Origin of the sequence: Achromobacter sp. ACRQX, assembly GCF_022346505.1 — a bacterium.
Classification (GTDB): Bacteria; Pseudomonadota; Gammaproteobacteria; order Burkholderiales; family Burkholderiaceae_B; genus Achromobacter; species Achromobacter animicus.
On sequence record NZ_JAKRML010000004.1, the window covers coordinates 198,663 to 222,722 of the forward strand.

22 protein-coding genes are annotated in these 24,060 nt (G+C 67.1%); 9 read left to right on the forward strand and 13 right to left on the reverse strand.

Going from position 1 to position 24,060, the window contains the following annotated elements; all coding sequences use genetic code 11:
* Window positions 1-11: 11 nt before the first annotated feature.
* A complete protein-coding gene (locus MHZ91_RS06280; RefSeq protein WP_175124411.1) occupies window positions 12-1,061 on the forward strand; it encodes a lactonase family protein in 1,050 nt (349 codons plus the stop codon).
* Here the strand turns inward: MHZ91_RS06280 and MHZ91_RS06285 are convergent.
* The 3 genes from MHZ91_RS06285 to MHZ91_RS06295 all read right to left on the reverse strand — a co-directional run bounded on the left by MHZ91_RS06285 (window position 1,058) and on the right by MHZ91_RS06295 (window position 5,104).
* Window positions 1,058-3,520, reverse strand: coding sequence for a TonB-dependent receptor (locus tag MHZ91_RS06285; protein ID WP_239212959.1), 2,463 nt, complete (start codon window positions 3,518-3,520; stop codon window positions 1,058-1,060). The two genes, MHZ91_RS06280 and MHZ91_RS06285, sit on opposite strands and share 4 nt — an antisense overlap.
* A gap of 94 nt (window positions 3,521-3,614) precedes the next feature.
* Window positions 3,615-4,586 carry a FecR domain-containing protein gene (locus tag MHZ91_RS06290; protein WP_175137678.1) on the reverse strand — a complete coding sequence of 324 codons (972 nt, stop codon included), beginning with the start codon at window positions 4,584-4,586 and terminating at the stop codon, window positions 3,615-3,617.
* Window positions 4,583-5,104: a sigma-70 family RNA polymerase sigma factor gene (locus tag MHZ91_RS06295; RefSeq protein WP_175184463.1), complete on the reverse strand. Its 522-nt coding sequence runs from the start codon at window positions 5,102-5,104 to the stop codon at window positions 4,583-4,585. The genes MHZ91_RS06290 and MHZ91_RS06295 overlap by 4 nt, the downstream gene beginning before the upstream one ends.
* Window positions 5,105-5,227: 123 nt before the next feature.
* Between MHZ91_RS06295 and MHZ91_RS06300 the strand changes: the two genes are divergently transcribed.
* On the forward strand, window positions 5,228-6,889 hold the full coding sequence (locus MHZ91_RS06300; RefSeq protein ID WP_239212973.1) for an ATP-binding protein: 1,662 nt from the start codon (window positions 5,228-5,230) through the stop codon (window positions 6,887-6,889).
* Between the two features lie 21 nt (window positions 6,890-6,910).
* Here MHZ91_RS06300 and MHZ91_RS06305 read toward each other — a convergent pair whose 3' ends face one another.
* From MHZ91_RS06305 to MHZ91_RS06325, 5 genes are all read right to left on the reverse strand, one after another.
* Window positions 6,911-7,258 carry a hypothetical protein gene (locus MHZ91_RS06305; RefSeq protein ID WP_175137677.1) on the reverse strand — a complete coding sequence of 116 codons (348 nt, stop codon included), beginning with the start codon at window positions 7,256-7,258 and terminating at the stop codon, window positions 6,911-6,913.
* A 71-nt stretch (window positions 7,259-7,329) separates the two neighbouring features.
* A complete protein-coding gene (locus MHZ91_RS06310; RefSeq protein ID WP_239212974.1) occupies window positions 7,330-9,795 on the reverse strand; it encodes a TonB-dependent siderophore receptor in 2,466 nt (821 codons plus the stop codon).
* Between the two features lie 163 nt (window positions 9,796-9,958).
* On the reverse strand, window positions 9,959-10,960 hold the full coding sequence (locus MHZ91_RS06315) for a FecR domain-containing protein (RefSeq protein ID WP_175137675.1): 1,002 nt from the start codon (window positions 10,958-10,960) through the stop codon (window positions 9,959-9,961).
* 11 nt (window positions 10,961-10,971) lie between these two features.
* Window positions 10,972-11,448: a sigma-70 family RNA polymerase sigma factor gene (locus MHZ91_RS06320; protein WP_239212975.1), complete on the reverse strand. Its 477-nt coding sequence runs from the start codon at window positions 11,446-11,448 to the stop codon at window positions 10,972-10,974.
* Window positions 11,449-11,606: 158 nt separating this feature from the next.
* A complete protein-coding gene (locus MHZ91_RS06325; protein ID WP_175122763.1) occupies window positions 11,607-11,849 on the reverse strand; it encodes a hypothetical protein in 243 nt (80 codons plus the stop codon).
* 257 nt (window positions 11,850-12,106) lie between these two features.
* On the opposite strand from MHZ91_RS06325, the gene MHZ91_RS06330 reads away from it, so the two are divergent.
* Window positions 12,107-14,212, forward strand: coding sequence for a PTS sugar transporter subunit IIC/EAL domain-containing protein (locus MHZ91_RS06330; RefSeq protein WP_175184466.1), 2,106 nt, complete (start codon window positions 12,107-12,109; stop codon window positions 14,210-14,212).
* On the opposite strand, the gene MHZ91_RS06335 is transcribed toward MHZ91_RS06330, so the two are convergent.
* Window positions 14,205-15,107, reverse strand: coding sequence for an SPFH domain-containing protein (locus tag MHZ91_RS06335; protein ID WP_370632992.1), 903 nt, complete (start codon window positions 15,105-15,107; stop codon window positions 14,205-14,207). The two genes, MHZ91_RS06330 and MHZ91_RS06335, sit on opposite strands and share 8 nt — an antisense overlap.
* A gap of 244 nt (window positions 15,108-15,351) precedes the next feature.
* Window positions 15,352-15,987 carry a DUF4375 domain-containing protein gene (locus MHZ91_RS06340; RefSeq protein ID WP_175184467.1) on the reverse strand — a complete coding sequence of 212 codons (636 nt, stop codon included), beginning with the start codon at window positions 15,985-15,987 and terminating at the stop codon, window positions 15,352-15,354.
* Window positions 15,988-16,167: 180 nt separating this feature from the next.
* Between MHZ91_RS06340 and MHZ91_RS06345 the strand changes: the two genes are divergently transcribed.
* Window positions 16,168-17,232 carry a M4 family metallopeptidase gene (locus MHZ91_RS06345; protein ID WP_239212976.1) on the forward strand — a complete coding sequence of 355 codons (1,065 nt, stop codon included), beginning with the start codon at window positions 16,168-16,170 and terminating at the stop codon, window positions 17,230-17,232.
* Entirely contained in the window at window positions 17,229-17,561 is a 333-nt protein-coding gene (locus MHZ91_RS06350; protein ID WP_175122759.1) for a protealysin inhibitor emfourin, read from the forward strand. The genes MHZ91_RS06345 and MHZ91_RS06350 overlap by 4 nt, the downstream gene beginning before the upstream one ends.
* On the opposite strand, the gene MHZ91_RS06355 is transcribed toward MHZ91_RS06350, so the two are convergent.
* Complete coding sequence (locus MHZ91_RS06355) at window positions 17,482-18,753, reverse strand: MFS transporter (protein ID WP_239212977.1); 1,272 nt, start codon at window positions 18,751-18,753, stop codon at window positions 17,482-17,484. The genes MHZ91_RS06350 and MHZ91_RS06355 overlap by 80 nt on opposite strands.
* 209 nt (window positions 18,754-18,962) lie before the next feature.
* Here MHZ91_RS06355 and MHZ91_RS06360 point away from each other — a divergent pair, with 209 nt between their 5' ends.
* On the forward strand, window positions 18,963-19,769 hold the full coding sequence (locus MHZ91_RS06360; RefSeq protein WP_175137669.1) for a helix-turn-helix domain-containing protein: 807 nt from the start codon (window positions 18,963-18,965) through the stop codon (window positions 19,767-19,769).
* 65 nt (window positions 19,770-19,834) lie between these two features.
* Here MHZ91_RS06360 and tam read toward each other — a convergent pair whose 3' ends face one another.
* Together tam and MHZ91_RS06370 are read right to left on the reverse strand one after the other, a co-directional pair.
* Window positions 19,835-20,608, reverse strand: a complete 774-nt coding sequence (gene tam, locus MHZ91_RS06365) for a trans-aconitate 2-methyltransferase (RefSeq protein ID WP_218343033.1) — start codon at window positions 20,606-20,608, stop codon at window positions 19,835-19,837.
* 221 nt (window positions 20,609-20,829) lie between these two features.
* Window positions 20,830-21,816, reverse strand: a complete 987-nt coding sequence (locus tag MHZ91_RS06370) for a TerC family protein (protein ID WP_175122755.1) — start codon at window positions 21,814-21,816, stop codon at window positions 20,830-20,832.
* A 121-nt stretch (window positions 21,817-21,937) separates the two neighbouring features.
* On the opposite strand from MHZ91_RS06370, the gene MHZ91_RS06375 reads away from it, so the two are divergent.
* The 3 genes from MHZ91_RS06375 to MHZ91_RS06385 all read left to right on the forward strand — a co-directional run bounded on the left by MHZ91_RS06375 (window position 21,938) and on the right by MHZ91_RS06385 (window position 24,043).
* A complete protein-coding gene (locus tag MHZ91_RS06375; RefSeq protein WP_239213013.1) occupies window positions 21,938-22,831 on the forward strand; it encodes a LysR family transcriptional regulator in 894 nt (297 codons plus the stop codon).
* An 86-nt stretch (window positions 22,832-22,917) separates the two neighbouring features.
* Window positions 22,918-23,316: a hypothetical protein gene (locus tag MHZ91_RS06380; protein ID WP_175122753.1), complete on the forward strand. Its 399-nt coding sequence runs from the start codon at window positions 22,918-22,920 to the stop codon at window positions 23,314-23,316.
* 52 nt (window positions 23,317-23,368) lie between these two features.
* Window positions 23,369-24,043 (forward strand): hypothetical protein, encoded by a 675-nt coding sequence (locus tag MHZ91_RS06385; protein WP_239212978.1) that lies wholly within the window; start codon window positions 23,369-23,371, stop codon window positions 24,041-24,043.
* Window positions 24,044-24,060: the final 17 nt, after the last annotated feature.

Here is a 24,060-nt window from a genome sequence, read left to right on the forward strand (position 1 = left end):
AGGCTCGCGCCATGCATGTCTATATCGGTTCCCGGACCACCCGGGAACGCAATGCCCGCGGCGAGGGCATCAGCGTGTTCGACTACGCGCCCGAGACGGGAACGCTGACGCTCAAGCAGGTCGTGGGGGGTCTGCACAATCCGTCGTATCTGCTGCCGCATCCGTCGCTGCCGATCCTGTACACCGTGCACGGCGACAGCAGCGAGGTCAGCGCGCTGCGCCGCGATGCGCATGACGGCACGCTGACGCCCTGGCATACGCAGGACTGCCAGGGCCGCAATCCCGTCCATCTGGCGCTGGGGCCGTCGGCCCGCTATCTGATGGTGTCCAACCATCTGACCGGCACGCTGGCGGTGCTGCCCGTAGCGGCGGACGGCGCGCTGCAAGCCGTGTCGCAGACGGTGCCGCTGGCCGGCGAACCGGGGCCGCACCGCAAGGAGCAGCCATTTTCCAAGCCGCATTTCAACGTGCTCGACCCGTCGGGCAAGTATGTAGCGGTGCCGGACAAGGGGCTGGACCGGGTGTTCCTGTATCCCGCCGACGCGCATGGGATCGGCGCGCAGCCTGCCAGCGTTGCGACGTCGCGCGAGGGCGCGGGCCCACGCCATGCGGTCTTTCATCCATCAGGGAAATGGCTGTACGTCGTCAACGAGTTGGACAACACGGTCACGGCCTATGCCGTGGAAGCAGGCGCGCTGCGTCCCTTCCAGGTGCTGTCCACCCTGCCCGACACCTATACCGGCAACAGCCGCGCCGCCGGCATTGCGCTGGACGCCGATGGCCGGCACCTGTATGCGTCGAATCGGGGTGACGACAGCATTGCGGTGTTTCGCGTGGACGCATCCACCGGTCGACTGACCACCGTGCAGCATGCCCGCACGCACGGCAAGACACCGCGCTTTTTCACGCTGTCGCCCGACGGCCGGTTTGTCTTCGCGCTGAACGAAGACAGCGACACGCTGCAGCGGTTTCGTGTCGATCCGGCCAGCGGCATGCTGGCGCACGACGGCTACGCGCTGTCCGTCGGCAGCCCGGTGTGCATGGTGTTTGCCGGCGCTTAGAAGTCCATCGATGCCGACAGCATGACGGTGCGCGGCACGCCTTGTGAGATCGTGCCGTACGAGGCCACGCCGGACCAATAGGCGCGGTTGAACACGTTGACGACGTTGGCGCGCAGCGTGACGTCCCGGCCTTGGACCTTGAGCGCATATCGCGCGCCCAGGTCGAACGTCGTCCACGACGGCACCGACTGCGTGTTGGCCTGGTTGATGTATTCGCGTCCGGTGTAGACCATGCCGCCCGTCAAGGTCAGCCCCGTCACCCACGGCGTGTCCCACTCGGCGCCCAGGTTGACCGCGACGGTGGGCACGCCCACGGGCCGGTTGCCCTGCGTGGCCGCGCTGTTGGTGCGCGTCAGCTCCCCATCCAGGAAGGTCACGCCGCCCAACAGGCGCACGCCGCGCATCGGTTCGCCGGACACATTCAATTCCAGCCCGCGGTTGCGTTGCTCGCTATCGGCCGCATACACGCCATTCGTGAGCTGCCCGCTGGGCTTGGTGATCTCGAAGGCGCTCAGCGTCACCATCGCGTTGTCCAGCTCGACCTTGACGCCCACTTCCTTCTGCTTGGCCTTGTACGGCTTGAAGACCTCTCCCGCGTTGGTGGCCGTGGCGGGCGCCACGTCGCCCTTGCTCAGGCCCTCGATGTAGTTGGCGTAAAACGAAACGTTGTGCCAGGGCTTGATGACCAGCCCGGCCAGCGGCGTGGTCGCGCTTTCGTCGTAGCTGACGGTCCGCACACCCGTGGCGCCGTTGAAGTTGCGCGATTCGATGCGCTGGTGGCGCAGGCCCAGCGTCAATTGCGCGCGCTCGTCCAGGATGCTGAGCGTGTCGGCCAACGCCAGGCCGGACAGATCCGACGACGACACCTTGGGCACGTTGGCCGGCGCGGGAATGTGCTGCTCCGGACGCGTGATCGGGTGGTAGATGTTGGACGTGAGCGGGGTGCCGTTCACGCTGGCCTGCAGGTTGCGGTCGCTGTACAGGCTGCCCATGAAGCTGATGGCGTGGCGCACCGGCCCCGTGTCCAGCTTGGCGCGCAGTCCGGCGTTGTAGGTGCTGCGGTTGACCTGGAAGCGGAAGTTGTTGGGCGTCACGACGGTGTCGCCGGCCTCGTTCACGATGGTGGGCGTCTGGTCCGACAGGCGCGACACGGTGGTGTCCGAGCCGCCCGCGTCCGCGAACACCGTCAGGCGGTCGCTGATGTCGTATTCCACGCGCAGCAGCGCCGATTGGCCGTCGGACTTCCACCAGCCCCACGGCTGCGTGGCGTTGCGGCGTCCGTCTGCAGCGCGCGGCACGGCAATGCCCGGCGCCACCAGAAACGGCCGCGTCGGGGCGTCGATCTTCTCGTGCTGCGTCAGCAGATCCAGCGAGGCGCGCAGCCGTTCGCCCTGGTAATCCAGCGACAGCGCGCCGATGGTCGTGCGCGATTTCATGTTGTCCAGCGGCGTATCGCCCTGCCGCTGCATGCCGTTGACCCGCACGCCCCACTCTCCCGCGTCGCCGAACCGGCGGCTCAGGTCGACCCGGGCGCCAAACTGCGAGTCGCCGACGTAGTCGGCCGACACGCGGGTCAGGTCCTCGGGCAGCGAGCGTTTGGGCACCATGTTGATGACGCCGCCCACCCCGCTGTTGGGCGACATGCCGTACAGCAGCGCGGCAGGCCCCTTCAGCACTTCCACGCGCTCGATGTAGTCGGTGAAGACGTGGTAGTTGGGCGCGACGCCATAGACGCCGTCAAACGCGATTTCGCCCAAGTTGCCTTCGCCGATGGGAAAGCCGCGGATGTAGAACGAATCGGTCACGCCGCCGATCTGGCCGGTAAAGCGCACGGACGGCTCGACGGTCAGCGCGTCGGCCAGCGTCACGGCCTGGCGGTTCGCCAGCAGTTCCGACGTGTAGCTGGTGACGTTGAACGGCGTATCCATCACGTCGCGGTTGCCCAGCAGGCCCATTCGCGCGCCGCGAGCCACCTGGCCGCCCGCGAATTCGGCCGGCAACGCCGAGGGGCTGACGCCCGCCCCGTCCACCGTCACGGCGGGCAGCACGGTGGTCTCGCCAGCAGCCGCGGGCAGCTTGCGCAGCGAATACGTGCCGCCGCCCTGTTCGGCCAGCGCATAACCGGACCCCGACAGCAGCCGGGCGAAACCCTCGCGCACGGTGTAGTCGCCCTGCAGTCCGGCGCTGTGCTGGCCCGCCACCAGGGCGGGATCAAACGACAGCGGCACGCCCGCACTGGCAGCAAACTGCGCCAGCACGTCGCCCAGCGGCCCCGGCGCAATGGCGTAGGACTTGCGCGGCGCGGCGCTGGCGGTCTCGGCCGCAACGGTGGGCGCCGGCATTCCCGATGCCGCAAGCAGCGCCAGCCCCAGGCCGGCGGCCCGGACCAGCGACGCCGCGGGCGACAGGACGGCAATGCCGCGCGGCAGGCAGGGCGATCGGGAGAGTCGGGAAACCATGAAACGATCCTTCGTGGGGTGGGGTGGCGCGCATGTCGCGGCGGTTCACCCGGTACACCGGACGAAGCGGAAAAAAGTGTCAGCCGATTGGCGATTAATTTGTAACGGCGGCGCGGGGCGCAATCGTCGTCCACCACGGGGTCACGCGGCTCACCCGAACCGGCAGCGTCTTTTGCAGGAGGCGCAGGCTGGCTTCGATGTCGTTCAACGGGAACGCCCCCGACACGCGTAGCTCGGCCACGGCCGGATCGCATCGCAGCACACCGTGGCGGTAGCGGCCCAGCTCGTCCACCAGATCGGCCAGCCGCCAGTTGCGCGCGGCCAGCATGCCGTCCGCCCACGACGCCGCCAACGCGTCGGCGGGGACCGGCGCCTCAGCGCCACCGGCCGAAAAGACGGTCTGCTGGCCCGCCGCCAGCACGACGCCGTGGACGTCCGCCCCGGCCGGCCGGACCTCGACCGCGCCCTCGTAAACGGCCACCCGCACGCTGGCGCCTTCGTCGCGGACCATGAAGCGCGTGCCCAGCGCCCGCAGCACGCCCTGCGTCGTCTGCACCAGGAACGGGCGCGACACGGGCGCGGGGTCGTGCCCCGTCGTCAGCAGGATTTCGCCCGCGCGCAGCCACAGCACGCGTTGCGTCGGGGTGTAGTCGATGTCCACGGCGCTGGCCGTGTTGAGCACCAGTTGCGTGCCATCGGCCAGTTCGACGCGGCGCTGCTCGCCCGTCGCCGTGCGCAGGTCCGCGCGCCATTCGCGCCAGGGCAGCTCGCGCACGCCCAACCACGCCGCCGGACCCAGCACCAGCAGCCCCGCCAGCGCGCGCACGGCCTGGCGGCGTCCGGCGCGGTCCGCCTGCCGCAGCGCTTGCCCGCCGATCCGCGGCGGCACCTGGCCAAACCCGCGCAGCATCGCCTCGGCGCGTTGCCAGGCGGCTTCATGGTCGGCGCTGCGCGCCCGCCAGCGCGCCAGTGCCGCGCGATCCGCCGCTGAGAGTGTCTCGGACTGCAAACGCACCAGCCAGCCGGCCGCTTCGTTGAGGATGGCGGGGTCGATGACCGCGTTCACGCCGCGTCCGCCTGATACGCGATCAGGCACGCGGCAAAGGCGGCCTGCATATGGCGCTTGACCGTCGACAGCGACACGCGCTGCTTGCGCGCGATCTCGTCATAAGCCATGCCGTCGAACTGCGACAGCAGAAAGACTTCCCGCGTGCGGGCGGGCAGCGAACGCAGGGCGGCGTCGATGGCGTGCAGCGTTTCCAGGATCAGGGCGCGCGCCTCGGGCGATGGGGCCTCGGCCTCGGGCACGTGCGCCACGGCGGCCAGGTAGGCGTCTTCCACCGCGCGGCGGCGCCAATGGTCCGCCACCAGGCCCTTGGCGATGTGGGTCAGCAGCGCGCGCGGCTCGGCGCCGGTGTCGTCGCGGCGCCGGCCCGCCATCAGCCGCACGAAGGTGTCGTGCGCCAGGTCCGCGGCGTCGAAGGAACTGCCCAGCTTCTTGCGCAGCCACATCGAGAGCCAGCCGTGGTGTTCGCGATAAAGCTGGGTGACGTTGTCGGCGGATGGGGATAGCGGCGCAGGCAAGGCGCACCTCGGCATATGTGCAAATAGGAATTGTTCTTATTCTATACGAGCCTCCTGTCCGCGCACGCGCGCCCGAGTGCTGGGATAGAATCGGTCACCTACCCCGCCACCCTATCGAGTGCCATGCAGAACGACCCGTCCAAGCCTCTGTTCCTTGCCAGCGGCGGGGAAATGGGCGCACGAGTCAGCCGCCACGACTGGTCTGCCACGCCGCTCGGTCCCATCGCTTCCTGGCCCGCCTCGTTGCGCATTGCCGCGAGCATGGTGCTGTCGTCCCGGTTTCCGTCCTGCCTGGTCTGGGGCCCCGAGCTCATCTCGATCTACAACGACGCGTTCGTCCCCATCCTGGGCGCCAAGCCCGACGCGCTGGGCTGCCCGTTCGATGAGATCTGGCGCGAAGCCTGGTCGCTGATCGGCCCGATCGCCGAACGCGCCTACGCCGGCGAGGCCACCTTCATCGAGGATTACCCACTCGTCGTCCACCGATACGGCCGCGCCGAGATGGCCAACTTCACGTTCTGCTACAGCCCCGTGCGCGATGAAAACGGCAATGTCGCCGGCATGATCGACACCGTCATTGAAACCACCGCGCGGGTCGGCGCCGAAAAGGCCCAGGCCGACGCGCTGCGCCTGACCGAAGAGGCCCTGCGCCAAAGCCAGAAGATGGAAGCCATCGGCCAGTTGACGGGTGGCGTCGCGCATGACTTCAACAATCTGCTGACGGGAATCTCCGGCAGTCTGGATTTTCTGTCCCAGCGCCTTGCGCAGGGGCGGACCGATGACCTCGCCCGTCACATCGCGGTGGCAAAAGGCGGCGCCGACAAGGCGGCCATCCTGACGCGCCGCCTGCTTAATTTTTCGCGCCGCCACCCGCTTGAGCGCACGGCGGTGGACATCAACCACGTCATCGCCGACATGGAGGCGCTGATCACGCGCAGCGCCGGAGCGGCGATCACGCTGGACGTGGACTGCGCCGCCGGGTTGTGGCCGGTCTGGGTGGACGCGCACCAGCTGGAAAATGCGCTCCTGAATCTGTGCCTGAATGCGCGCGACGCCCTGTACGCGAGCGGCACGCTGCGCATCGAGACATCCAACGTGACCCTGGGCGCCGAGGACGCGCGCGAGCGCAATCTGGAACCGGGCGACCACGTGCGGTTGCGCGTGTCCGACACGGGGTGCGGCATGACGCCCGAGACGATGCGACGCATGTTCGAACCCTTCTACACCACCAAGCCGGCCGAGCGCGGCACCGGCCTGGGACTTGCGCTGGTTCACGACTTTGTCCGTCAGTCCGGCGGTCACATCCAGGTGCGCTCGCAACCGGACCTGGGCACGGATATCGACCTCTACTTTCCGCGCCATGGCGGGGCCCGCATCCAGGTCGCCGCGGACACGGCATCGGTCTCGCCGTCGCGGGTCTTGCAGGGCGGGACGGTTTTGCTGGCCGAGGACGATCCGGCCGTGCGCGAAATCACCGCCGAAGTGCTGAAGGAAATCGGCTTCGATGTGATCGAAGCGACGGACGGCGCCAGCGCGCTCAAGCACCTGACCACGCAGGCCCGGATCGACCTATTGGTCTGCGACCTGGCCTTGCCGGGCGGCGTGAACGGGCGGCGGGTGGCGGAGACCGGCAAGACATTGCGGCCGGAAATGAAAGTGCTGTTCATCACGGGCTACGGCGAAACCGCCGAGGGGAACAACGCACCGGCGACGGGTGCGCCCGTGTTGCTGAAGCCATTCACCCTTGAAGATCTGGCAAGCCAGGTGCATGCGCTGATGCGCTGAAAAACGCGGCCGGGCGGGTGCTCAAGCGGACGGCAGGCGCCGGGTCGTGCGGATCCAGAACAGCCCCGCTCCCGACAGCAGCATGGCGAACAGCAGATACACAAAACAGATCAGCAGGCCGAAGAAATAGTAGCGGTCGTAGACGCTGGCCGCCCACCACGCAACACCGCCATACACCGCCATGACGATGAACGGCAGCCACAGCACCGCCACGCCGGCGCGGCGCCAGCCCGGGGTGTTCAAGCGCGGAAAGCGATGCGGCCGGGCGCGCACAAGCAAAGCCAGCGCCGACAGCGCCGGCAGCACAAAGGCCAGCACCGCCAGCACCAGCAGGCCGGCATCCAGGAACGTCGCCACGAACTCGCGCAAAATCGGCTCCTTGCACGGCGCGCATGGGTGGCGCCGTACCGGACGTTATACACGAGCCGCCGCGCGCGTCCTTACAGCTTGGGCGCGTAGCGCACGGTCAGCATCACATTGCGGGGCTCGCCGTAGTAGTTGTTGCTGGACAGCGTGTTGTACGACGGCACGTAGTATTTCTTGTCGAACACGTTGTTCACGTTCAGCCCGAAACTCAGCTCCGGCGTGGCCTGGTAACCCACGCGCGCGTTCCAGATCGTGAATCCCGCCAGCTTGAATTCGCGGTCCGAACTGATCGTCGACGTCTGCGTGCTCACGCCGGCGCCCACGCTCAGGCGGTTCCACGTGCCCGGCAGCTTGTAGTTGGCCCACAGGCGCAGCATGTGCTTGGGCGTCCAGGTGCTGAAGACCTTGCCCTGGTTGTCCGGGTCCTCCAGGAACTTGGTGGTGTTGTAGGCATAGCCGGCATACAGCTCCAGGCCCCTGACCACCTCGCCGGAAATCTCGGCTTCAACGCCCTGGCTGCTGACCTTGCCGGCGGCGCGCGAGCAGTACCAGCCGTTGCAGGCAAACCCGGCGTCGTAATCATTGACCGCACGATTCTTGTGGTCGTAGCGGTACAAGGCAAGCAGGGTATTGACCCGGCCATCCGCCAGTTCGCCCTTCAAGCCGACTTCATAGTTGTTGCCCTCGATCGGCTTGAGCAGGCTGCCCGACACCGTGCGCTCGGTCTGCGGTTCGAAGACCGTGGTGTAGCTGCCGTAGACCGACCAGTTGTCGGTCAGCGAATACACGATGCCGGCGTACGGAATGAACTCGCCCGAGGTCGATGACGTCGTGGCTTCGCCCCCGCCGCTGTAGCGGTAGTCGAACCAGCCGACGCGGCCGCCGCCGATCAGCGCCAGCGATTGCGTGGGTTTGACGCGCCACGTGCCGTAGATGCCCTTCTGCCGGATGTCGTAGGCGCTGCGCGAATCGTAGCCGCTGGCGGCGACGATGGAATCGATGTCCTGCCACGGACGGTGATGGTCCAGATCGAAGATATTGCCGCCGCTTTCCCACGAGCGGGTGAACCGGTCATTCGTCGTGAGCTTGGAGTAGTTGGCGCCGATCACCACCTCTTGTGCCATGCCCCAGGCGTTGAAGTCACCGGCCACCGACATGTCCATGCCGCGCTGGCGGCTCGTGAAGTCCACGCCGAAATTGCCATAGTCCAGGCCGCTGCCGTCACGCTGCACGGGTCCGGTGACGCGCTGGTGCACGGTCGTGTTGTCTTCGTCCATCGCCACGCCGGCCAGCCGGAAGCGCCACGACGAGTTGAAGCGATGTGTGATGTCCGCATTGAAGATGGTCTGGTCGTTGGTGGCGCGGTTCCAGGTCGAGCCGGTGAACGTCGAGCGCGGCAGATCGATGCTGCCGCCATCGTCATAACGGGGATAGCCGACGAACATGGGCCGCGACTTGCTGTACCGATTGCTGACGCCCAGTCCCACTGTCGTGTTCTCGGTGATGTCGTAGTCCAGCGCGGCGTACAGGTTGCGCGTCCTGTCCCACACGTAGTCGATGTACGAATGGCTGCGGTCTTCGTCCAGCACCACGCGCCCGCGCAGCGTGCCCGATTCATTGAGCGGACCGCCCGCATCCAGCGTCAGGCCGTAGTGATCCCACGATCCCACCTTGCCCGTCACCACCACCGAGGGCTCTGCGCCGCCCCGCTTGCGCACCAGGTTGATCGCACCGCCGGGACTGCCCGCGCCTTGCAAGAGGCCCGCCGCGCCGCGCAGGATCTCTACGCGGTCATAGAACACCAGCGAATCCTGCTCCCAGTTGCCCAGGCTGTAGCTGTTGCGCAGCAGGGACACGCCGTCGTATTGCAGCAGGTCCACGGGAAAGCCGCGCGAATTGATCGCGACGCCGGCGCCCACGCCCTGCACGCCCACCATGCCGGCGGTGTTGTTGACGGCGTCCGGCAGGCTGGTCATGTCCTGGTCGTCCATCCGCTGCCGCGTCAGCACGGTGATGGACTGCGGAATGTCTTTGAGCGCCTGCGGCGTCCTGCCGATGGTGACCGCCGGCGACGTGTACGAACCCGTGCCGTCCGTCGTGGTGTTGTAGGTGCCCGTCACCGTCACGGGCGCCAGCGTCGTGGCCGCCTCGGCCGGCGCCTGCCGCAGACGATAGCCGCCCTCGGCGCGCGCAACCGCTTGCAGGCCCGTGCCGGCCAGCAGGCGCTCGAGCGCGGCGTCCACGGTGTACGTGCCCGTCAATCCCCGCGTCGAGGCCCCGGCCGTCAGGCCCGGATCGGACGCCACCATCACGCCCGCCTGCACGCCAAACGTGCCCAGCGCCGCGCTCAGCGGCCCGGCCGGAATGCTGAACGCGATGGCGCGCGGCGCCTGAGCCTGGGCATGCACCGCCACCGGCGCCAGGACGGCAGCCGCCGCAAGGGGCGTGAAACGCCGCAGCGCGGCGCTCAGCGCCGTGCGGCGCAGGGGAAGTCGGACAAGCGCCGCGGCGCTTACGGCGCGGACAGGACGAGGTGACATGTAAGGGTTCCCAGGCTCATGAAAGGTCGGCGCAGCCACGAGACACGGGCTGCTTTCCTGACATGAAGCGCGAGATCGGGATATCCGCCGTTGCTGTTACAAAAAAGCCGGCAATGAGGGAAACGCGGCTCACCGAAGGATGAGAATCACAAGGCCACGCGATTCACACGTGGCTCACCGTCACCCAGTAACGCGTATAGCGGCGCACCTGCACCGGGAGGATTTCTTCAAGCATGGCCAGGACCTTGTCGGTGTCGGCCAGCGGGAACGCCCCCACCACGCGCAGCCCGCCGGCCGCGTCCGTGCAATGCAGCAGGCCCGGACGGTAGCGGCCCAGTTCGTTCAGGAACGCCGACAAGGGCATTTCGTCCGCGATCAGCATGCCGTCAAGCCAGGCCGACACGCCGGGTTCCAGCGTCCCCGGCGCAAAGCTGCCGCCCGCCGTGAACTCGGCCTGTTCGCCGGCCCGCACGCGCCGCGGGCCTGCGTCCGTCGACAGGCCGCGCACGTCAACCGCGCCTTCCAGCACCGCCACCCGCATGCGGCCAGCCTCCAGATCGCGCACCAGAAAGCGCGTGCCCACCGGCGTCACCACGCCGCCGCGCGTGCGCACGCTGAACGGCCGGCCGTTCGCATCGGGCGCGGTCGCGATCAGGATTTCGCCCTGCAGCAGCACCAGTTCGCGGTGGCTTGCGGTATAGCGCAGATCCACCGCGGTGCCGGCGTTCAGTTCCACCTGCGTGCCGTCGGGCAGCGTCACTGACCGGCGTTCGCCGGTGCCGGTGCGCAGGTCCGCCGACAACCGGCGGATCGCGTCACGCTCACCCACGGCCCAGGCGCCCAGTCCGACGCCAACGGCCGCGAACATCAGGCGCAATGCGGTACGGCGGGACTGGATCAGCGGCGCCTGCAGCAAGGTGCGCGATGCCACCGACGGCCCCGCCTGCGCCACGCCCGCCGCGACGTCGCGCGTCAAGGCGCCCAACCGCTGCCAGGCCAGCTCGTGGGAAGGTTCCGCCCGCCGCCAGCGCTCGAAGCGATCGCGTTCGGCGGGGCTGGCGTCTTCACGCAGACGCGCCCACCAGTCCGCCGCCTGCCGGATCACTTTGGGATCGATGGCGCCGGCCTCGGGCGCGTGGGGCCGCAGCAGCTTGGCGTTGTCCATGAATTCTGGGGTCAGCCGTATACGGCCGTGTAGCAGTGCACCAACGCGCGAGCCAGCGACTTCTGCACGGCGTTGGGCGTCAGGCCCAGCTGCTGGCCGATCTCGGCATACGACAGGCCGTCGATCTGCGCCATCAGGAAGATCCGGCGGCTGGTCATCGGCAAGGCATCGAGCAGTTCGCAGACTTCCGCCAGCGCCTCCAGGATCAGCGCGCGGGCCTCGACCGAGGGTTCGACGGCCACGGGCTGCAGCGCCAGCGTCTCGGCGTAGGCCGCTTCCAGCGCGGCGCGGCGCGCCCGGCCGATCAGCAAACGGGTGGCGATGGTGCGCAGGTAGGCGCGCGGTTCATTGAGCGGTTCGCGGAGATTGGCGCGGATCAGGCGCTCGAACGTGTCGTGCGCCAGGTCGGCCGCGTCCGACGCATTGCCCAGCTTGCGCTGCAACACGCCCCGCAGCCATTGGTGATGGGCCTGGTAAACGGACTGCACCTCTGCACGAGAGGCAAATGAGGAGGATGGCATGGCGGTGCGGCCCGGCGTCGCCGCCTGAGAGCAAGACGAGATGAAAATGATTCGCAATTATAGATGCGGTTTTCGTCTTTGCAAGGCGCCGCCCCACGCGCCCGCCGTATGGTGGCGTGTCGCCGCTAGTAGTCCATCGGCACGTGGCTCTGTGCAGCGCGTATCTCTTGTATATGGCGTTCGGCTTCCTGGCGTTCGACGGCGGGCGGCAGCGCGCGCCAGCTCACCAGGTTGCCCGGCGTCTTCAAGGGCATCCAGCCCAACACGCTGTACAGCGAAATCGCGGTGCCGCCGGTATCGAGCCGCGTCTCGTAATAACCCTGACGATCCGGCATGGTGTCGCCGGGCGTCCAATCCAATTGAGACATCCAGGTCTCCTCCTGGTGAAGCTTATGTGCAAGGACGCGCGGTCCTTGCAAGGCGGATTCCACCGATCGTATAGCGTCCGGACCGGCTTGTCCCCTATCAAAAAGACTGAATTTCCAATTATTGACAGAGGGGAATCCCTAGGCGGCCCGCACGTTTTTGCATTGCTAAAGCCCGAACACAGGCGCTAGCATGCGGCAACGGATTTTTACCCCCGGCGGACAAGCATCGCCCGGGCCCCTCGCGCCACAAGACGGCCATGCCGAAATCGATCTTTCCGCAGTACCCAAGAGATCGGCTGGCCGCCCTGGCAAGCGCCAACTCCCTGCGCGCCATCCGCGAAGGCCTGTTGTGGGCCATGCCCTGCCTGCTGGTCTCCGCCTTGTTCCTGGTGCTGTCCGTTTGCGCACGCCTGTTCGGCCTGCCCGACAGCATTGCCGATCTGCTGGCGGGTCTGCACCGCGCGCTGTCGGGCGTCATCCCGCTGCTGGCCGGCACGGCCATCGGCTACATGCTGTCGATCCGCCACCGGCTTCCGCACCTGCCCACCGCGCTGCTGTGCCTGTGCTTTGTCGCCATCGCCGAAAACCTGCTGGCGCCCTACCCTCGCGCAGCCGCCACGCTCACCTTGTTCATCGCGATCGTCACGCCGATCGCGGCCGTGCCGGCGATGGCCTGGCTGCACCGGCGCCGCTGGACCCAACTGGCGCCGGACGGACTGATCGGCGAAAACGTCCGCGACTCATTGAACATGATCGTGCCGGGATTGCTGACGGCGGGCCTGGTGATGGCGGCGCTGTCGGCGGCGTTGAGCATCCCCGCCGTGGCACAGGTCGACATTCCGCTGAGCCTTGCGTCCCTGGACAGCCCCTACACGTCCGGCGCGCTGGTCGGGGCGCTCAATTCCCTGTTCTGGTTCTTCGGCATCCACGGCGCGCAGGCCATGGCGCCCATCATGGACGTGCTGGACCAGGCTACCCGGCTCAACGCCACCAGCGTGGCCGCGGGGTACGAAGGCGTCTATGCGCTGAACGGCACGCTGCTGGGCGCGTTCGTCTTCATTGGCGGCTCCGGCGCAACCTTGTCGCTGGTGGTGGCGATCCTGCTGTTTTCGCGCAGCGATTCGCTGCGGGTGCTGGCGGTGGCCAGCATTCCGGTGTCGCTGCTGAACATCAACGAGATCCTGCTGTTCGGCCTGCCGCTCATCCTGAATCCCCGTCTGCTGCTGCCCTTCGTGCTGACGCCCGTGGTCAACGTGCTGGTTGCCGTGGCGGTCGTGCAACTGGGCTGGCTGGCCCCCGCCACCGTGGCGCTGCCGCTGACATCGCCCGTGCTGTTCAACGCCTACCTGGGCGCGGGCGAAAGCCTGGCGGGAATCGTGCTGCAATGCGCGCTGGTCGCGCTGGGCGCCTGCATCTACGTGCCCTTTCTGCTCGCGCTGGAGCGGCAGCGCCAGGCCGATGCCACGGTGTACTTCAAGTCGCTGGACACCACCTTTCCGCAGTTGCAGGAAGAATCCCTGCTGTATGCCCATGACCCGGTGGCGTCCACCTACGCCACGCGCGCGCGCCGCCAGGCCGAGGTCGCGCGCATCCGCGCCATCAGCGAATACGACTTCTATCTGGAGTTCCAGCCGCAGGTATCGATGCGCACGGGCCTATGCACCGGCTGCGAGGCCCTGCTGCGCGCCACCGGCCCCGAAGGCACGCAACAGGCGCCGCTGGAATTCCTGCGCTGGCTGGCGCGGGCGGACCTGATGCGCGAAGTCGATCTCTGGGTGGCGCGGCAGGCGGTGCTGCAATGCCTGGCGTGGCGGGCGCAGGGCTTCACGATGCCCATGACCATCAACGTCACAAGCGGCACGTTGACGGCGCCGGCCTTTCTGGACCGGTTGATCAAAGTGCTGGCGCAGGCGCAGGGCCAGGTCTCGGTCGAGCTCACGGAAGACGCGCTGGTCGAAGACGCCGACGCGCTGCACACGGCTTTTGACCGCCTGCATGGCATCGGCGCACGCGTCTATATCGACGACTTCGGCACGGGGTATTCGGCGCTGAGCTACCTGCACCAGTTTCAGATCGACGCGGTCAAGATCGACCGCAGCTTCGTGATGGCGCAAAGCCACGACCGGGGCGCGCTGGTGATGAGCGGCCTGCTGCGATTCTGCGAGGCGCTGAACCTGCAGATCATCGTCGAGGGCGTGGAAACGGAGGGGCAGTTGTCCGCGCTGGCGTCCAGCGCGGAGATCGTCGTGCAGGGCTGGTACTACAGCAAGGCGGTGTCCGGCGAACACATCGTGGACTTCGCGCGCCGGCGGCGGGAGCTCTCCGCCCTGCCGGCGCATCCTGCCAGCGCGGCCGCTACTTGATGCCGATGAAGGGCAGCGCGGCGCCCGGCACCTGCGTGGACGGCAGCACGCCATCCCACTTTTCAACGGCGTTCAGGCTCACCAGATTGGTGTTGGCGGCCAGCGCCTCGGCCTTGGCGCGGATCGACGCCGCTTCGGCCTCGCCGCGCATGCGGATGCCGTCGGCTTCCGCGGTGAACTGCTGACGGCGCGCATCGGCTTCGGCCTTGGCCTTCACCACCTGGATCTCGGCGGTGATCATCGCCGTTTCCTTCTGCTGGCGGGTCGTCTCGATCTGCACCTGCGCCAGCATGCGCTGTTCGATCGAATGCTCGTAGGCCTGCGAAAAACCTACCTCTTCGATCTGCACGCCCACCACCTGGACCGGCGCGCCTTCCATCGTCTTGAGCACGGCGTTGTTCACGTCCAGGCCGAGCTTCTGGCGTTCCTGGATGGCGCGCACGGCGGTGTACTGGCCAAACACGTTCTTCACCGCGTCCGGCGTCTTGCGTTCCAGCACGCGCATCTGCAGGTTGGCGATGGTGCCGTACTCGGAGTAGAGCTCGGCCACGTGCTCGGACGGCACACGGTACGTGACCGACACGCGCAGCGTCGCGGGCTGCTGGTCGTAGCTGTAGGCCTCGAGCTTTTCGAACACGAAGGTGTGGTCGCGCACGGACACCGTCATCACGTTGTCGATGAACGGCGTCTTGAAATCCAGTCCGGGTTCGGCCACGCGCACAAGCTTGCCGTTGCGCAGCACCACGCCGCGTTCGCCCTGATCGACCTGGAACCACGATCCGAAGGCGATGAACAGGATCAGCAGGAAGATGAGTGCGGTTCCAATGGCGAATTTCACGTTGCGCGGCTTGACCGCGCCGATCGTCTTGACCATCTGGATATCTGTCGGCTTCATCTTCACTTCCAATCCCTGTCTGTTCTTTTGCGTTTACGGTCCGAGAGCACCGCCGCGATGCCGCGCGCGAGCAGATAGGCGACTACCGCCGCCCCCACCAAGATAAGGAAATACCGCATCGAGCGTCCCCCCCGGGAAAGAAGGACGGGATTCTATCCCGCAGCGGCCGACCCGCCGCAGGCGTGTATCGACGTAATGTGGCGATACGTTTCTGAACGTTTCTGCTGCAGTGATTCTGCCGGTTTCAGGCGCCGTACCAGCGCAATCCCAGCCGCGCAATCGAGTCCGGGTAGTCCCAGAATGCGTGATCCAGCGACTCCATTTCTTCCTGCTCCTGCTCGGTCATCGCGCCGTAGATGTCGTTGAGCTGCACCACTTCGGGCGAAGCCTCGAAACGGTCGATCAGTCCGCGCATGCGCGACAGCACATCCAGCATGTGCACCGCGCCGATCTTGCGCAGCGCCTGCAACGCCAGTTGGCAGGTCTGGTCGCCCCAGTTGCACAGAAACTGCATGAAGCCGCCATTGTTGATGTCGGCCTCCATGCGCCACAAGGCCACCAGTTCCTGATCGGTTTCCGACAGCCGGTCGAGCTTCCATTGCGCGGCTTGCAGCGTCGCCATGGCTTGCTCGTAGCGCAGATCCCACAGCAGATCGTGCACGTTCAGCATCCCTTCCGGCACAGGTGCGGCCAGCGCGGGCCACACGACGCCATGCCCATCGTCCACCAGTTGCCAATGCGTGCGCGCCTCGGGTGTTGCCTCGTGCAGGCGGATGTGCCGGCGGATCGGCTCCTTGACCTCGCGGCCGTCGGCAAGCGTCAACAGCACGTGCGTATCGGTGAGCGACAAGGAAGCGATGCGGTAGTCAGGCGTGGTCATGCAAGGGTCCGGAAAAACGGGAAAGCGCAAGACGCTACCGGATCAGCTCAGCGCTGTCGAGGTGCGTGCGTTGCCGCTGCGCATCGCGCCGCATCCTGTTACGGCGCGCTGTTCACCCATCTGCTACGTTAACCAGGCATGCGCCGGGGTGTCCTCCGGCGCCTTTGCCGGAGACTGACCATGCCCCGCCCTTCCGAGTCCGCTCCATTGATCGGAGTGGTCCCGCCGTACATGCTGGACCGGCTTGCGCAGCATACCGATGCGCGCGTCAGCATGCCCGCCGTCAAAACGATGATCATCGATCAGCAGCAACGCAGCCTGCGCGAGATGGCCGAGCAGCCGCCGCGCGCAACGCTGGCGCCGGCACGCCAGGTGGCGCCAGCCGGCACGCCCGACCGCGCCGTGCATGACGCGGGCAACAGCACCACGCTGCCCGGCAAACTGGTGCGGGCCGAAGGCGCGCGGCCCAGCGGCGACGCCGCGGTCGACGAGGCCTACGCGCACCTGGGTTCGACCTACAAGCTGTTCTGGAACGTGTACAAGCGCCACTCCATCGACGCGCACGGCCTGCCGCTGATCGGCACGGTGCATTACGGCGAAGACTACGAAAACGCCTTCTGGAACGGCGCGCAGATGGTGTTCGGCGATGGCGACGGCGAAATCTTCAACCGCTTCACCATCCCCGTCGACATCATCGGCCACGAACTCACGCACGGCGTCATCGACACCGAAGCGGCCCTGCTCTATCAGGGCCAGTCGGGTGCACTGAACGAATCGCTGTGCGACGTGTTCGGTGCGCTGGTCAAACAGTATTCGCTGGGGCAAACCGCCCGCCAGGCGGACTGGCTGGTGGGCCAGGGCCTCTTCACGGAAAAGGTGCGGGCGCGCGCACTGCGCTCCATGGCCGAGCCGGGCACCGCGTACGACGATCCGGTGCTGGGCAAGGACCCGCAGCCCGCGCACATGCGCGACTACGTCGATACGCCGCGCGACAACGGCGGCGTGCACATCAATTCGGGCATTCCGAACCGCGCGTTCTATCTGGCTGCCACGGCGTTGAATGGCAATGCGTGGCAAGGCGCGGGCCAGGTCTGGTACGACACGCTGTGCGACAAGCGCCTGCGCCACGACGCCGGCTTCAAGGACTTTGCGGGCCTGACGATCCAGATCGCCGGCGAGAAGCACGATGCGGCCGTGCGCCGCGCCATCGACGACGCCTGGAAGGCCGTGGGAGTGCTGCCATGATCGAACTGCCCTCGCTGGATCTCGCCCAACTGGTGCGCTTGACGCGCGAGGGCGGTCTTGCCTACCTGCCCGGACTGGCGCAGCCGCGTCACATCGACATGACCGCCTGCCCGCCCGGCGTGCGGCAGGAAGTGTGCGAGGCGCTGCTGCATGCCGCGCCCAAGGCCGTGTCCTGCGGGCCGGATGCGCGCGGCGATCAGCGCTACTTCCACGTTGAAGTGGAGTTCGAAGGCGCAGACGCGCCGCGGATCACTTTTGACGTGCCCGAGGCGGATGCGCCGCCGACGCTGGTGCAGCTGTGGAAGCGCCAGGCCGGCCAATCTGGATAGCGCGCCCGGCATACAGCCCAGCCAGCGCCATCAGCGCGCACAACGCCGCACACACGCCCAGCGCAACGCCCCAGCCGCCCAGCGCGTCGTGCACACTGCCCACCAGGGTGGGGCCCGTCGCGGCGAACAAGTACCCCACGCATTGCGCCATGCCAGACAGGGCCGCCGCCTGTTGCGCGTGGCTGGCGCGCAGCCCGACAAACGCCAGGCCCAGGATGATGCCCGCGCCGGTGCCCAATCCCAGAAACGCGATCCACACCACACCCCATGCGGGCGCCGCGATCAGGCCCGTGAACGCCACGAACGACGCGCCCGCCGCGCAGAACGCCGCCGCGCGCTGGTCCTTCAAGCGGCGCAGCAGCGGCGCCAGAAAAAGCGCGGGCGCTGCGGACGCCAGCTGCATGAAGCCGTGCAGCGAGCCCGCGCGCTCGGCCGAAAAGCCCGCGTCCTGCAGGATGGCGGGCAGCCAGCTCACTGCGACATAAAACACGAACGAATTGATGCCCAGGTACGCCGTGACCTGCCAGGCCAGCGGCGAGCGCCACAGACGCACGCCGTGCGGTGCGTGCGCGGTGGTCGCGGCGGGCGGCGTATGGTTGGCCAGCTGCGGCAGCCACAGCAAGAGGCTGAGCAGCGGCAGCGCCAGCATGCACAGCGTGGAAAACCGCCAGCCACCCAGTTGAAGGTTGGCCAACGGCAATTCGGCCAGGGGAATCGCGACGGCCGAGGCCAGCCCGGCTGCAAGGCCCATCGTCAGCACGTAGGCCGACGTCAGGCCTGCCAGGCGCTGCGGGAAATCGCGCTTGAGCAGACTGGGCAGCAGCACGTTGCCCAGCGCGATTCCCGCGCCGATGATGGCCGTGCCCGCGTAGAGTCCCACGGCATCGCCCAGCACGCGGATCCCGATTCCGCCGGCGATGAGCAGCAGCGCCGCGAACAGCGTGCGTTCCAGTCCAAAGCGGCGCGCCAGCCCCGCGGCAAACAGCGACACCACCGCGAAGGCCAGCAGCGGCAGCGTGATGAGCATCCCCGCCGCCGCCGACGACAGATTCAACTCGGCGCGGATCAGGCCGATAAGCGGCGGCACGCCGGTGAACGGCGCGCGCAGGGCCATGGCGATGAACAGGATGCCCAAGATCAGCAGCGCGGGGCGGCTGGGTATGGGGTGGCTGGATGAGGCGTGGCTGGACATAGGTTGGCCGGGTGCGGGGTGGCCGGGTGTGCGGTGGCTTGGCATCGGGTGGCGGGAGGCTTGCATGGAGTCAGCTTGGAAATTCTTCAGGCATGGAGGCCCTATTCGATCCCGCCAGCTTACGCATCGTCCGCTTTACCGAATTTCGAGATAATGACAAACTCTCTCGCAATCCGGCCAAAACGCGCCCTTCTGCCCGGCCGACGCCCATGCGCACGCCCGATACGCCCACCGCTCCGTTCGATCCCGACAGCCCCACGCAATGGGCCTTCGCCATGCCCGTGCATGCGGCCGAGCGGGACAACGAATCGCCCACGCATCAGCATCACATGGGCCAGCTTGTTCTGGCGCTGCGCGGCGGGGTCACGTGCTCGGTGGCGCAGGGCCTGTGGATGGTGCCGCCGCAGTGCGCGGTCTGGATTCCCGGCGGCCAACCCCACAGCAATCGTGTCACCGCCAATGGGCGCATGTGCTTCCTGTTCGTGCCGGCCGACACGCCGCGTTTGCCCACGGCCTGCTGCACGCTGTCGATCACCCCGCTGGTGCGCGAGCTGGTCGTGCACCTGGCCAACCTGACGCCCGCCGAGGCCGCGGCCGACGCCAACCGCAAGCTGGCCGACGTGCTGCTGGACCAGCTGTCGCACATGCCCACCGAGCAGCTGCACCTTCCCATCTCCGACCACCCGCGTCTGCGCGAAATCGCCGGCGCGCTGAACGCGGACCCCGCCGACCGCAGCACCGTCGCGCAGTGGGGCAAGCGCGTCGCCATGAGCGAACGCACGCTGGCGCGGCTGGTGCAGCAGGAGGTCGGCATGAGTTTCGGCCGCTGGCGCCAGCAACTGCACATCATCCTGGCCTTGCAGCGGCTGTCGGCGGGCGTGTCGGTGCAACGCACGGCGGACGACCTGGGGTACGAATCGGTCAGCGCCTTCATCACGATGTTCAAGAAGACGCTGGGCAAGACGCCCGCGCGTTACTTTGCGGACAAGACCGACGGGCAGACGGCCGTGCAATGATGCCCGGCCAAGGGCTTGGCCTCGCGCGGAGAACCGGGTTCGGTGTGGCCGCGGGATTGCCCGCCCTACGCCTGCTTCGCGCTCGCCACGATGAACAGCCGCGGAAACGGCAACAGCACGGTGCCGTCCGCCAGCGCGGGATAGGCCGCTTCGATCAGCGACTGATAGCGCGCCAGAAAGCTGGCCTGCTCATCGGCATCCAGCTTGTCCAGATACGGCCGCAGGGCCGTGCCCTTGAACCATTCCACCACCGCCGCGGCGCCCGCCAGCGGATGGTGATACGTCGTGCGCCACACATCCAGCGTGCCGCAATGCGGCTTGAGCAATTCGTAGTACCAGGCCGCGCTGTGCCGCGGCGGATGCTTCACGCCGCCCGTCTTGGCGGCCCAGGGCGCCTCACCGGCCACCTGCCGGGCAAGACGGTGCGCGGGCTCTTCCAGGTTGTCCGGCGTCTGCACCGCCAGGCTGCCGCCGGGCGCCAGCTTGGCCACCAGCGCCGGATACAGCGTGGCGTGGTCGGGCACCCACTGCAGCGCGGCATTGGCCAGGATCACGTCGTACGCCTGCGGCGGATTCCAGCTGGCGATGTCGGCCAGCTCGAACGACAGTGCAGGCATGCGCTTGCGCGCGGCGTCAATCATGTCCTGCGAACTGTCCATGCCTGAAATCTCCGCGTCCGGATAGCGGCTGGCCAGCACCTCGGTGGAATTGCCCGGCCCGCAGCCCAGGTCCACGGCGCGCTTGACGACCAGATTGGGCAGCGCCGCCACCAGGTCCCGCACCGGACGCGTGCGTTCGTTTTCAAAAGCGGAGTACTGCTTGGCGGACCAGGTGTTCATGATCGTTCCTTGTTTGGCGGCCGGATGGTGAGACCCGGTGGTGCGACTCGGTGGTGCGTGTCGGAAATAGCGGTTTGTCAGCCGCCGACTCTACGCCTGGCCCTTTCCAATGACAAATCCACAAAACACCCGTCTGCCATATCCGGCGCATATGGCTTGCCACAAAAAAAACCGCCCGCCGAGCGTTGCCGGCGGGCGGGTTCGTGGGGCGGTAAGCCGGATTACTGAGGCTTCAGCTCATCCGTGCGGGTTTTCCACAGCGAGAACAGCACGCCGCCAAGGATCAGGCTGAAGGTCACGCCCAGCGAAATCGCGGGAGGCACCTTGCCGATGAAGCCGACCAGGAAGATCTTCGTGCCGATGAACACCAGGACCAGGGCCAACGCGTACTTCAGGTAATGGAAGCGGTGGATCATCGCCGCCAGGGCAAAGTACAACGCACGCAGGCCCAGGATCGCGAAGATGTTGCTGGTGTACACGATGAACGGGTCGGTCGTGATGGCGAAGATTGCGGGCACGGAGTCCACGGCAAACACCAGGTCGACGAACTCGATCAGCACCAGGGCCAGCAGCAGCGGCGTCGCATAACGCACCTTCTTGGACGTCGCCGGATCGGTTTCGGTCACCATGAACGCGTTGCCGCGCAGGCCGTCCGTGACACGCATGTGACGCTTCAGGAACTTCAGGATCGGGTTGGTCGCGATGTCAGGCGTCTGGTCCGCGATCATCCACATCTTGATGCCCGTGAACACCAGGAACGCGCCGAACAGATACAGCAGCCAGCCGAAGTTGCTGACCAGCGCGGCGCCCAGGCCGATCATCGTGGCGCGCAGCACGATCACGCCCAGGATGCCCCAGAACAGCACACGGTGCTGGTATTGGCGCGGGATCGCAAAGAAGCTGAAGATCAGCGCGATCACGAACACGTTGTCCATGGACAGCGATTTCTCGATCATGAAGCCCGTGTAATAGGCCATGCCGCTTTCGGCGCCCATGTTCCACCAGACCCAGCCACCGAACAGCACGGCAGCGGTGATGTAGCCGGCGGAAAGCAGCAGGCTTTCACGCACGCCGATCTCGCGGTCTTCCTTGTGCAGCACGCCCAGGTCAAAGGCCAGCAGGCTGACGACGATGCTGATGAAAAGCAGCCAGCTCCAGGTTGGCGTGCCGAGAAAATCGGCATTGAAGAAGGTGATCAAAGTGTCCATGATTGCCCCGCTAGATTCGAAGGTGCCCATGATCCGGATCCGCCGGGGATGGAGAAATCAGCCTGAAAGTGAGTTAAGGTTCGGAAAAACCGAAGTGATCCGACTGACTGAGCCAACACCCATGCTGAACTACCGCCACCTGTACTACTTCTGGATGGTCGCCAAGGAGGGCGGGTTTTCCCGCGCCGCCGAGCGCCTGGACATGGCCATCCAGACCATCAGCGCGCAGGTCCGCGAACTGGAAAAGAACCTGGGCCATCAGCTGCTCAAGCCGGCCGGCCGCGGCGTGAGGCTGACCGACGCCGGCGAAGCCGCCTTTGCCCGCGCCGAAGAAATCTTCCAGATCGGGCAGGTGTTGCCGCAGGAAGTGCGTGCCGCCGCCACCAAGCCCGTCGTGCGCCTGTCCGTGGGCCTGTCGGATGGCATTTCCAAGCTGGCGGCACACGCCTTGCTGGGGCCCGTGCTGCACACGCCCGATCTGCATCTGACCTGTCATGAAGGTGAAGTCGAGGAACTGTTGGGCGAGCTGGCGCGGCATCACCTGGACCTCGTGCTGGCCGGCCAGGGCGCCCCCGCCAATCCCAACCTGCGGCTGACCAGCGACCGCCTCGTGTCGTCTCCGGTGGACTGGTACGGCCCGGCCAAGCTGGTGCGCAAGCCGGACACGCTGGATTTTCCGGGCTGTCTGGAGCGCCTGCCCGTGCTGCTGCCCACGGGCCATTCGGTGCTGCGCCAGACGCTGGATCGCTGGTTTGCCGAACAGGGCGTCTACCCGAACGTCGTGGGCGAGTTCGAGGACAGCGCCCTCATGTCGGTGTTCGCGGCGCGGGGCCTGGGCGTCTTTCCGCTCAGCCGGCTGGGCGGGGACGACGTTGCGCTGCTGCGCGGCCTGCGGCCACTGGCGCGCTGCGACGACGTGCACGAGGAAATCCACGCCATCCGCAACCGGCGCGGCCAGCATCATCCGCTCGTCCGGCAGATCCTCGAGCAGGCTAAAACTTCGGTTTTATCTTAATGTTTGTCACATCCACTCTGGTTTTTCAGAAATAGAATCCCCGGTATCGTGGCCGTTCTTTTTGAGTCATCGGAGTACCTGAACAAATGAAGAAAATCATCTGGCTCGTTTTTGCCGTCCTGGCGGCGCTCTGGACCGGGCTGGTGGCGCTGACCCTGCAACTGACCGACTGGGTGCTGGCCACCATCGCCACGGCGCAGGTGCCCGGCACGGCCATCGACACCTCGCAGTGGGTGGCGCCGGCCTGGGCGGCGCCGTGGGTTGACCCGGCATGGCTGGCATCGCTGCAAGGGGGCCTGGTCTGGGCCGCGCAAGGCCTGAACCAGGTCCTGCCTTTTGCCGGCAGCCTGGGTACGCTGATCACCGTGCTGGGCTGGATCTGCTGGGGCTTCATCATGGCGGGACTGCTGGTGCTTGCGCTGATCCTGCACTGGCTGGCCGGCAAGCGCGAGCAGCAGACGGCCCCGGGCCGTCAAGTGGTGTAAAAAGGGGCAGGCAACGCGCCGCCCGGCACGCTGCCCTCAACCGGAGCGTGCCGTGCCCTCTCGATCTACCCGCCGTCTGATCCTGCCGTTTGCGGCGCTGCTGGCCAGCGCCGCCGCGACGTCCGGGCAGGCGGCGCCTTCGCAAACCGCACCAACGCAGGCCGCACCACCGCAGGCCGCAACAACGCAGGCCGCCTCCCCCCACGGCATCGACGTGTGCACGGTGACGGGGACCTCGGGGCAATACAGCGTGCGGGTGCGCAACACCACGGACAAGACGCTTTCGCACGCGGACGTCGTGGGCGTGCATCTGAACGCCGCCGGCCAGGGCGGCAACACCGTTACCGTCAACCTGCAGGACGTACCGCCCGGCAAGTACAAGACCGCCGTCCTGGCGCGCCACGGCGAATCGGCGGCGCTAGTCAGCATCGCCACCTACCAGACCGTCAACGGCGTCGACACGCCGCAGCAGGAACTCTACGCGGGCAAAGTCGCGCACGTGGCGCCCGGCTCGGCATTGCAGTACACGCTGGCACCGCTGGCCCTGCGCGGCTGGACCGTGGCCTATGGCACGGCGCAGAGTCCCAAGCTGGAACCCGGCAGCGCCGTGCTCCTTATCTATCCCGCCCGCACCGGAAAGAAGCGTGACGTCACGCGGCCCGATGCCGGGCGCGCGCCGGCGGACGTGGTGCCGCTGCTTTCGTGCGCCACGCCTCGCAAACATTGATCGCGTTCATTTGCTGA

What these genes read in the sequence shown, in the direction of transcription:
- MHZ91_RS06280 (WP_175124411.1), top strand. Translation starts at nt 12, where the DNA reads ATGCATGTCTATATCGGTTCCCGGACCACCCGGGAACGCAATGCCCGC.
- MHZ91_RS06285 (WP_239212959.1), bottom strand. Translation starts at nt 3,520, where the DNA reads ATGGTTTCCCGACTCTCCCGATCGCCCTGCCTGCCGCGCGGCATTGCC.
- MHZ91_RS06315 (WP_175137675.1), bottom strand. Translation starts at nt 10,960, where the DNA reads ATGGACAACGCCAAGCTGCTGCGGCCCCACGCGCCCGAGGCCGGCGCC.
- MHZ91_RS06335 (WP_370632992.1), bottom strand. Translation starts at nt 15,107, where the DNA reads ATGAAGCCGACAGATATCCAGATGGTCAAGACGATCGGCGCGGTCAAG.
- MHZ91_RS06375 (WP_239213013.1), top strand. Translation starts at nt 21,938, where the DNA reads ATGCTGAACTACCGCCACCTGTACTACTTCTGGATGGTCGCCAAGGAG.
- tam (WP_218343033.1), bottom strand. Translation starts at nt 20,608, where the DNA reads ATGAACACCTGGTCCGCCAAGCAGTACTCCGCTTTTGAAAACGAACGC.
- MHZ91_RS06345 (WP_239212976.1), top strand. Translation starts at nt 16,168, where the DNA reads ATGCCCCGCCCTTCCGAGTCCGCTCCATTGATCGGAGTGGTCCCGCCG.
- MHZ91_RS06325 (WP_175122763.1), bottom strand. Translation starts at nt 11,849, where the DNA reads ATGTCTCAATTGGATTGGACGCCCGGCGACACCATGCCGGATCGTCAG.
- MHZ91_RS06380 (WP_175122753.1), top strand. Translation starts at nt 22,918, where the DNA reads ATGAAGAAAATCATCTGGCTCGTTTTTGCCGTCCTGGCGGCGCTCTGG.
- MHZ91_RS06340 (WP_175184467.1), bottom strand. Translation starts at nt 15,987, where the DNA reads ATGACCACGCCTGACTACCGCATCGCTTCCTTGTCGCTCACCGATACG.
- MHZ91_RS06370 (WP_175122755.1), bottom strand. Translation starts at nt 21,816, where the DNA reads ATGGACACTTTGATCACCTTCTTCAATGCCGATTTTCTCGGCACGCCA.
- MHZ91_RS06355 (WP_239212977.1), bottom strand. Translation starts at nt 18,753, where the DNA reads ATGTCCAGCCACGCCTCATCCAGCCACCCCATACCCAGCCGCCCCGCG.
- MHZ91_RS06300 (WP_239212973.1), top strand. Translation starts at nt 5,228, where the DNA reads ATGCAGAACGACCCGTCCAAGCCTCTGTTCCTTGCCAGCGGCGGGGAA.
- MHZ91_RS06330 (WP_175184466.1), top strand. Translation starts at nt 12,107, where the DNA reads ATGCCGAAATCGATCTTTCCGCAGTACCCAAGAGATCGGCTGGCCGCC.
- MHZ91_RS06360 (WP_175137669.1), top strand. Translation starts at nt 18,963, where the DNA reads ATGCGCACGCCCGATACGCCCACCGCTCCGTTCGATCCCGACAGCCCC.
- MHZ91_RS06310 (WP_239212974.1), bottom strand. Translation starts at nt 9,795, where the DNA reads ATGTCACCTCGTCCTGTCCGCGCCGTAAGCGCCGCGGCGCTTGTCCGA.
- MHZ91_RS06350 (WP_175122759.1), top strand. Translation starts at nt 17,229, where the DNA reads ATGATCGAACTGCCCTCGCTGGATCTCGCCCAACTGGTGCGCTTGACG.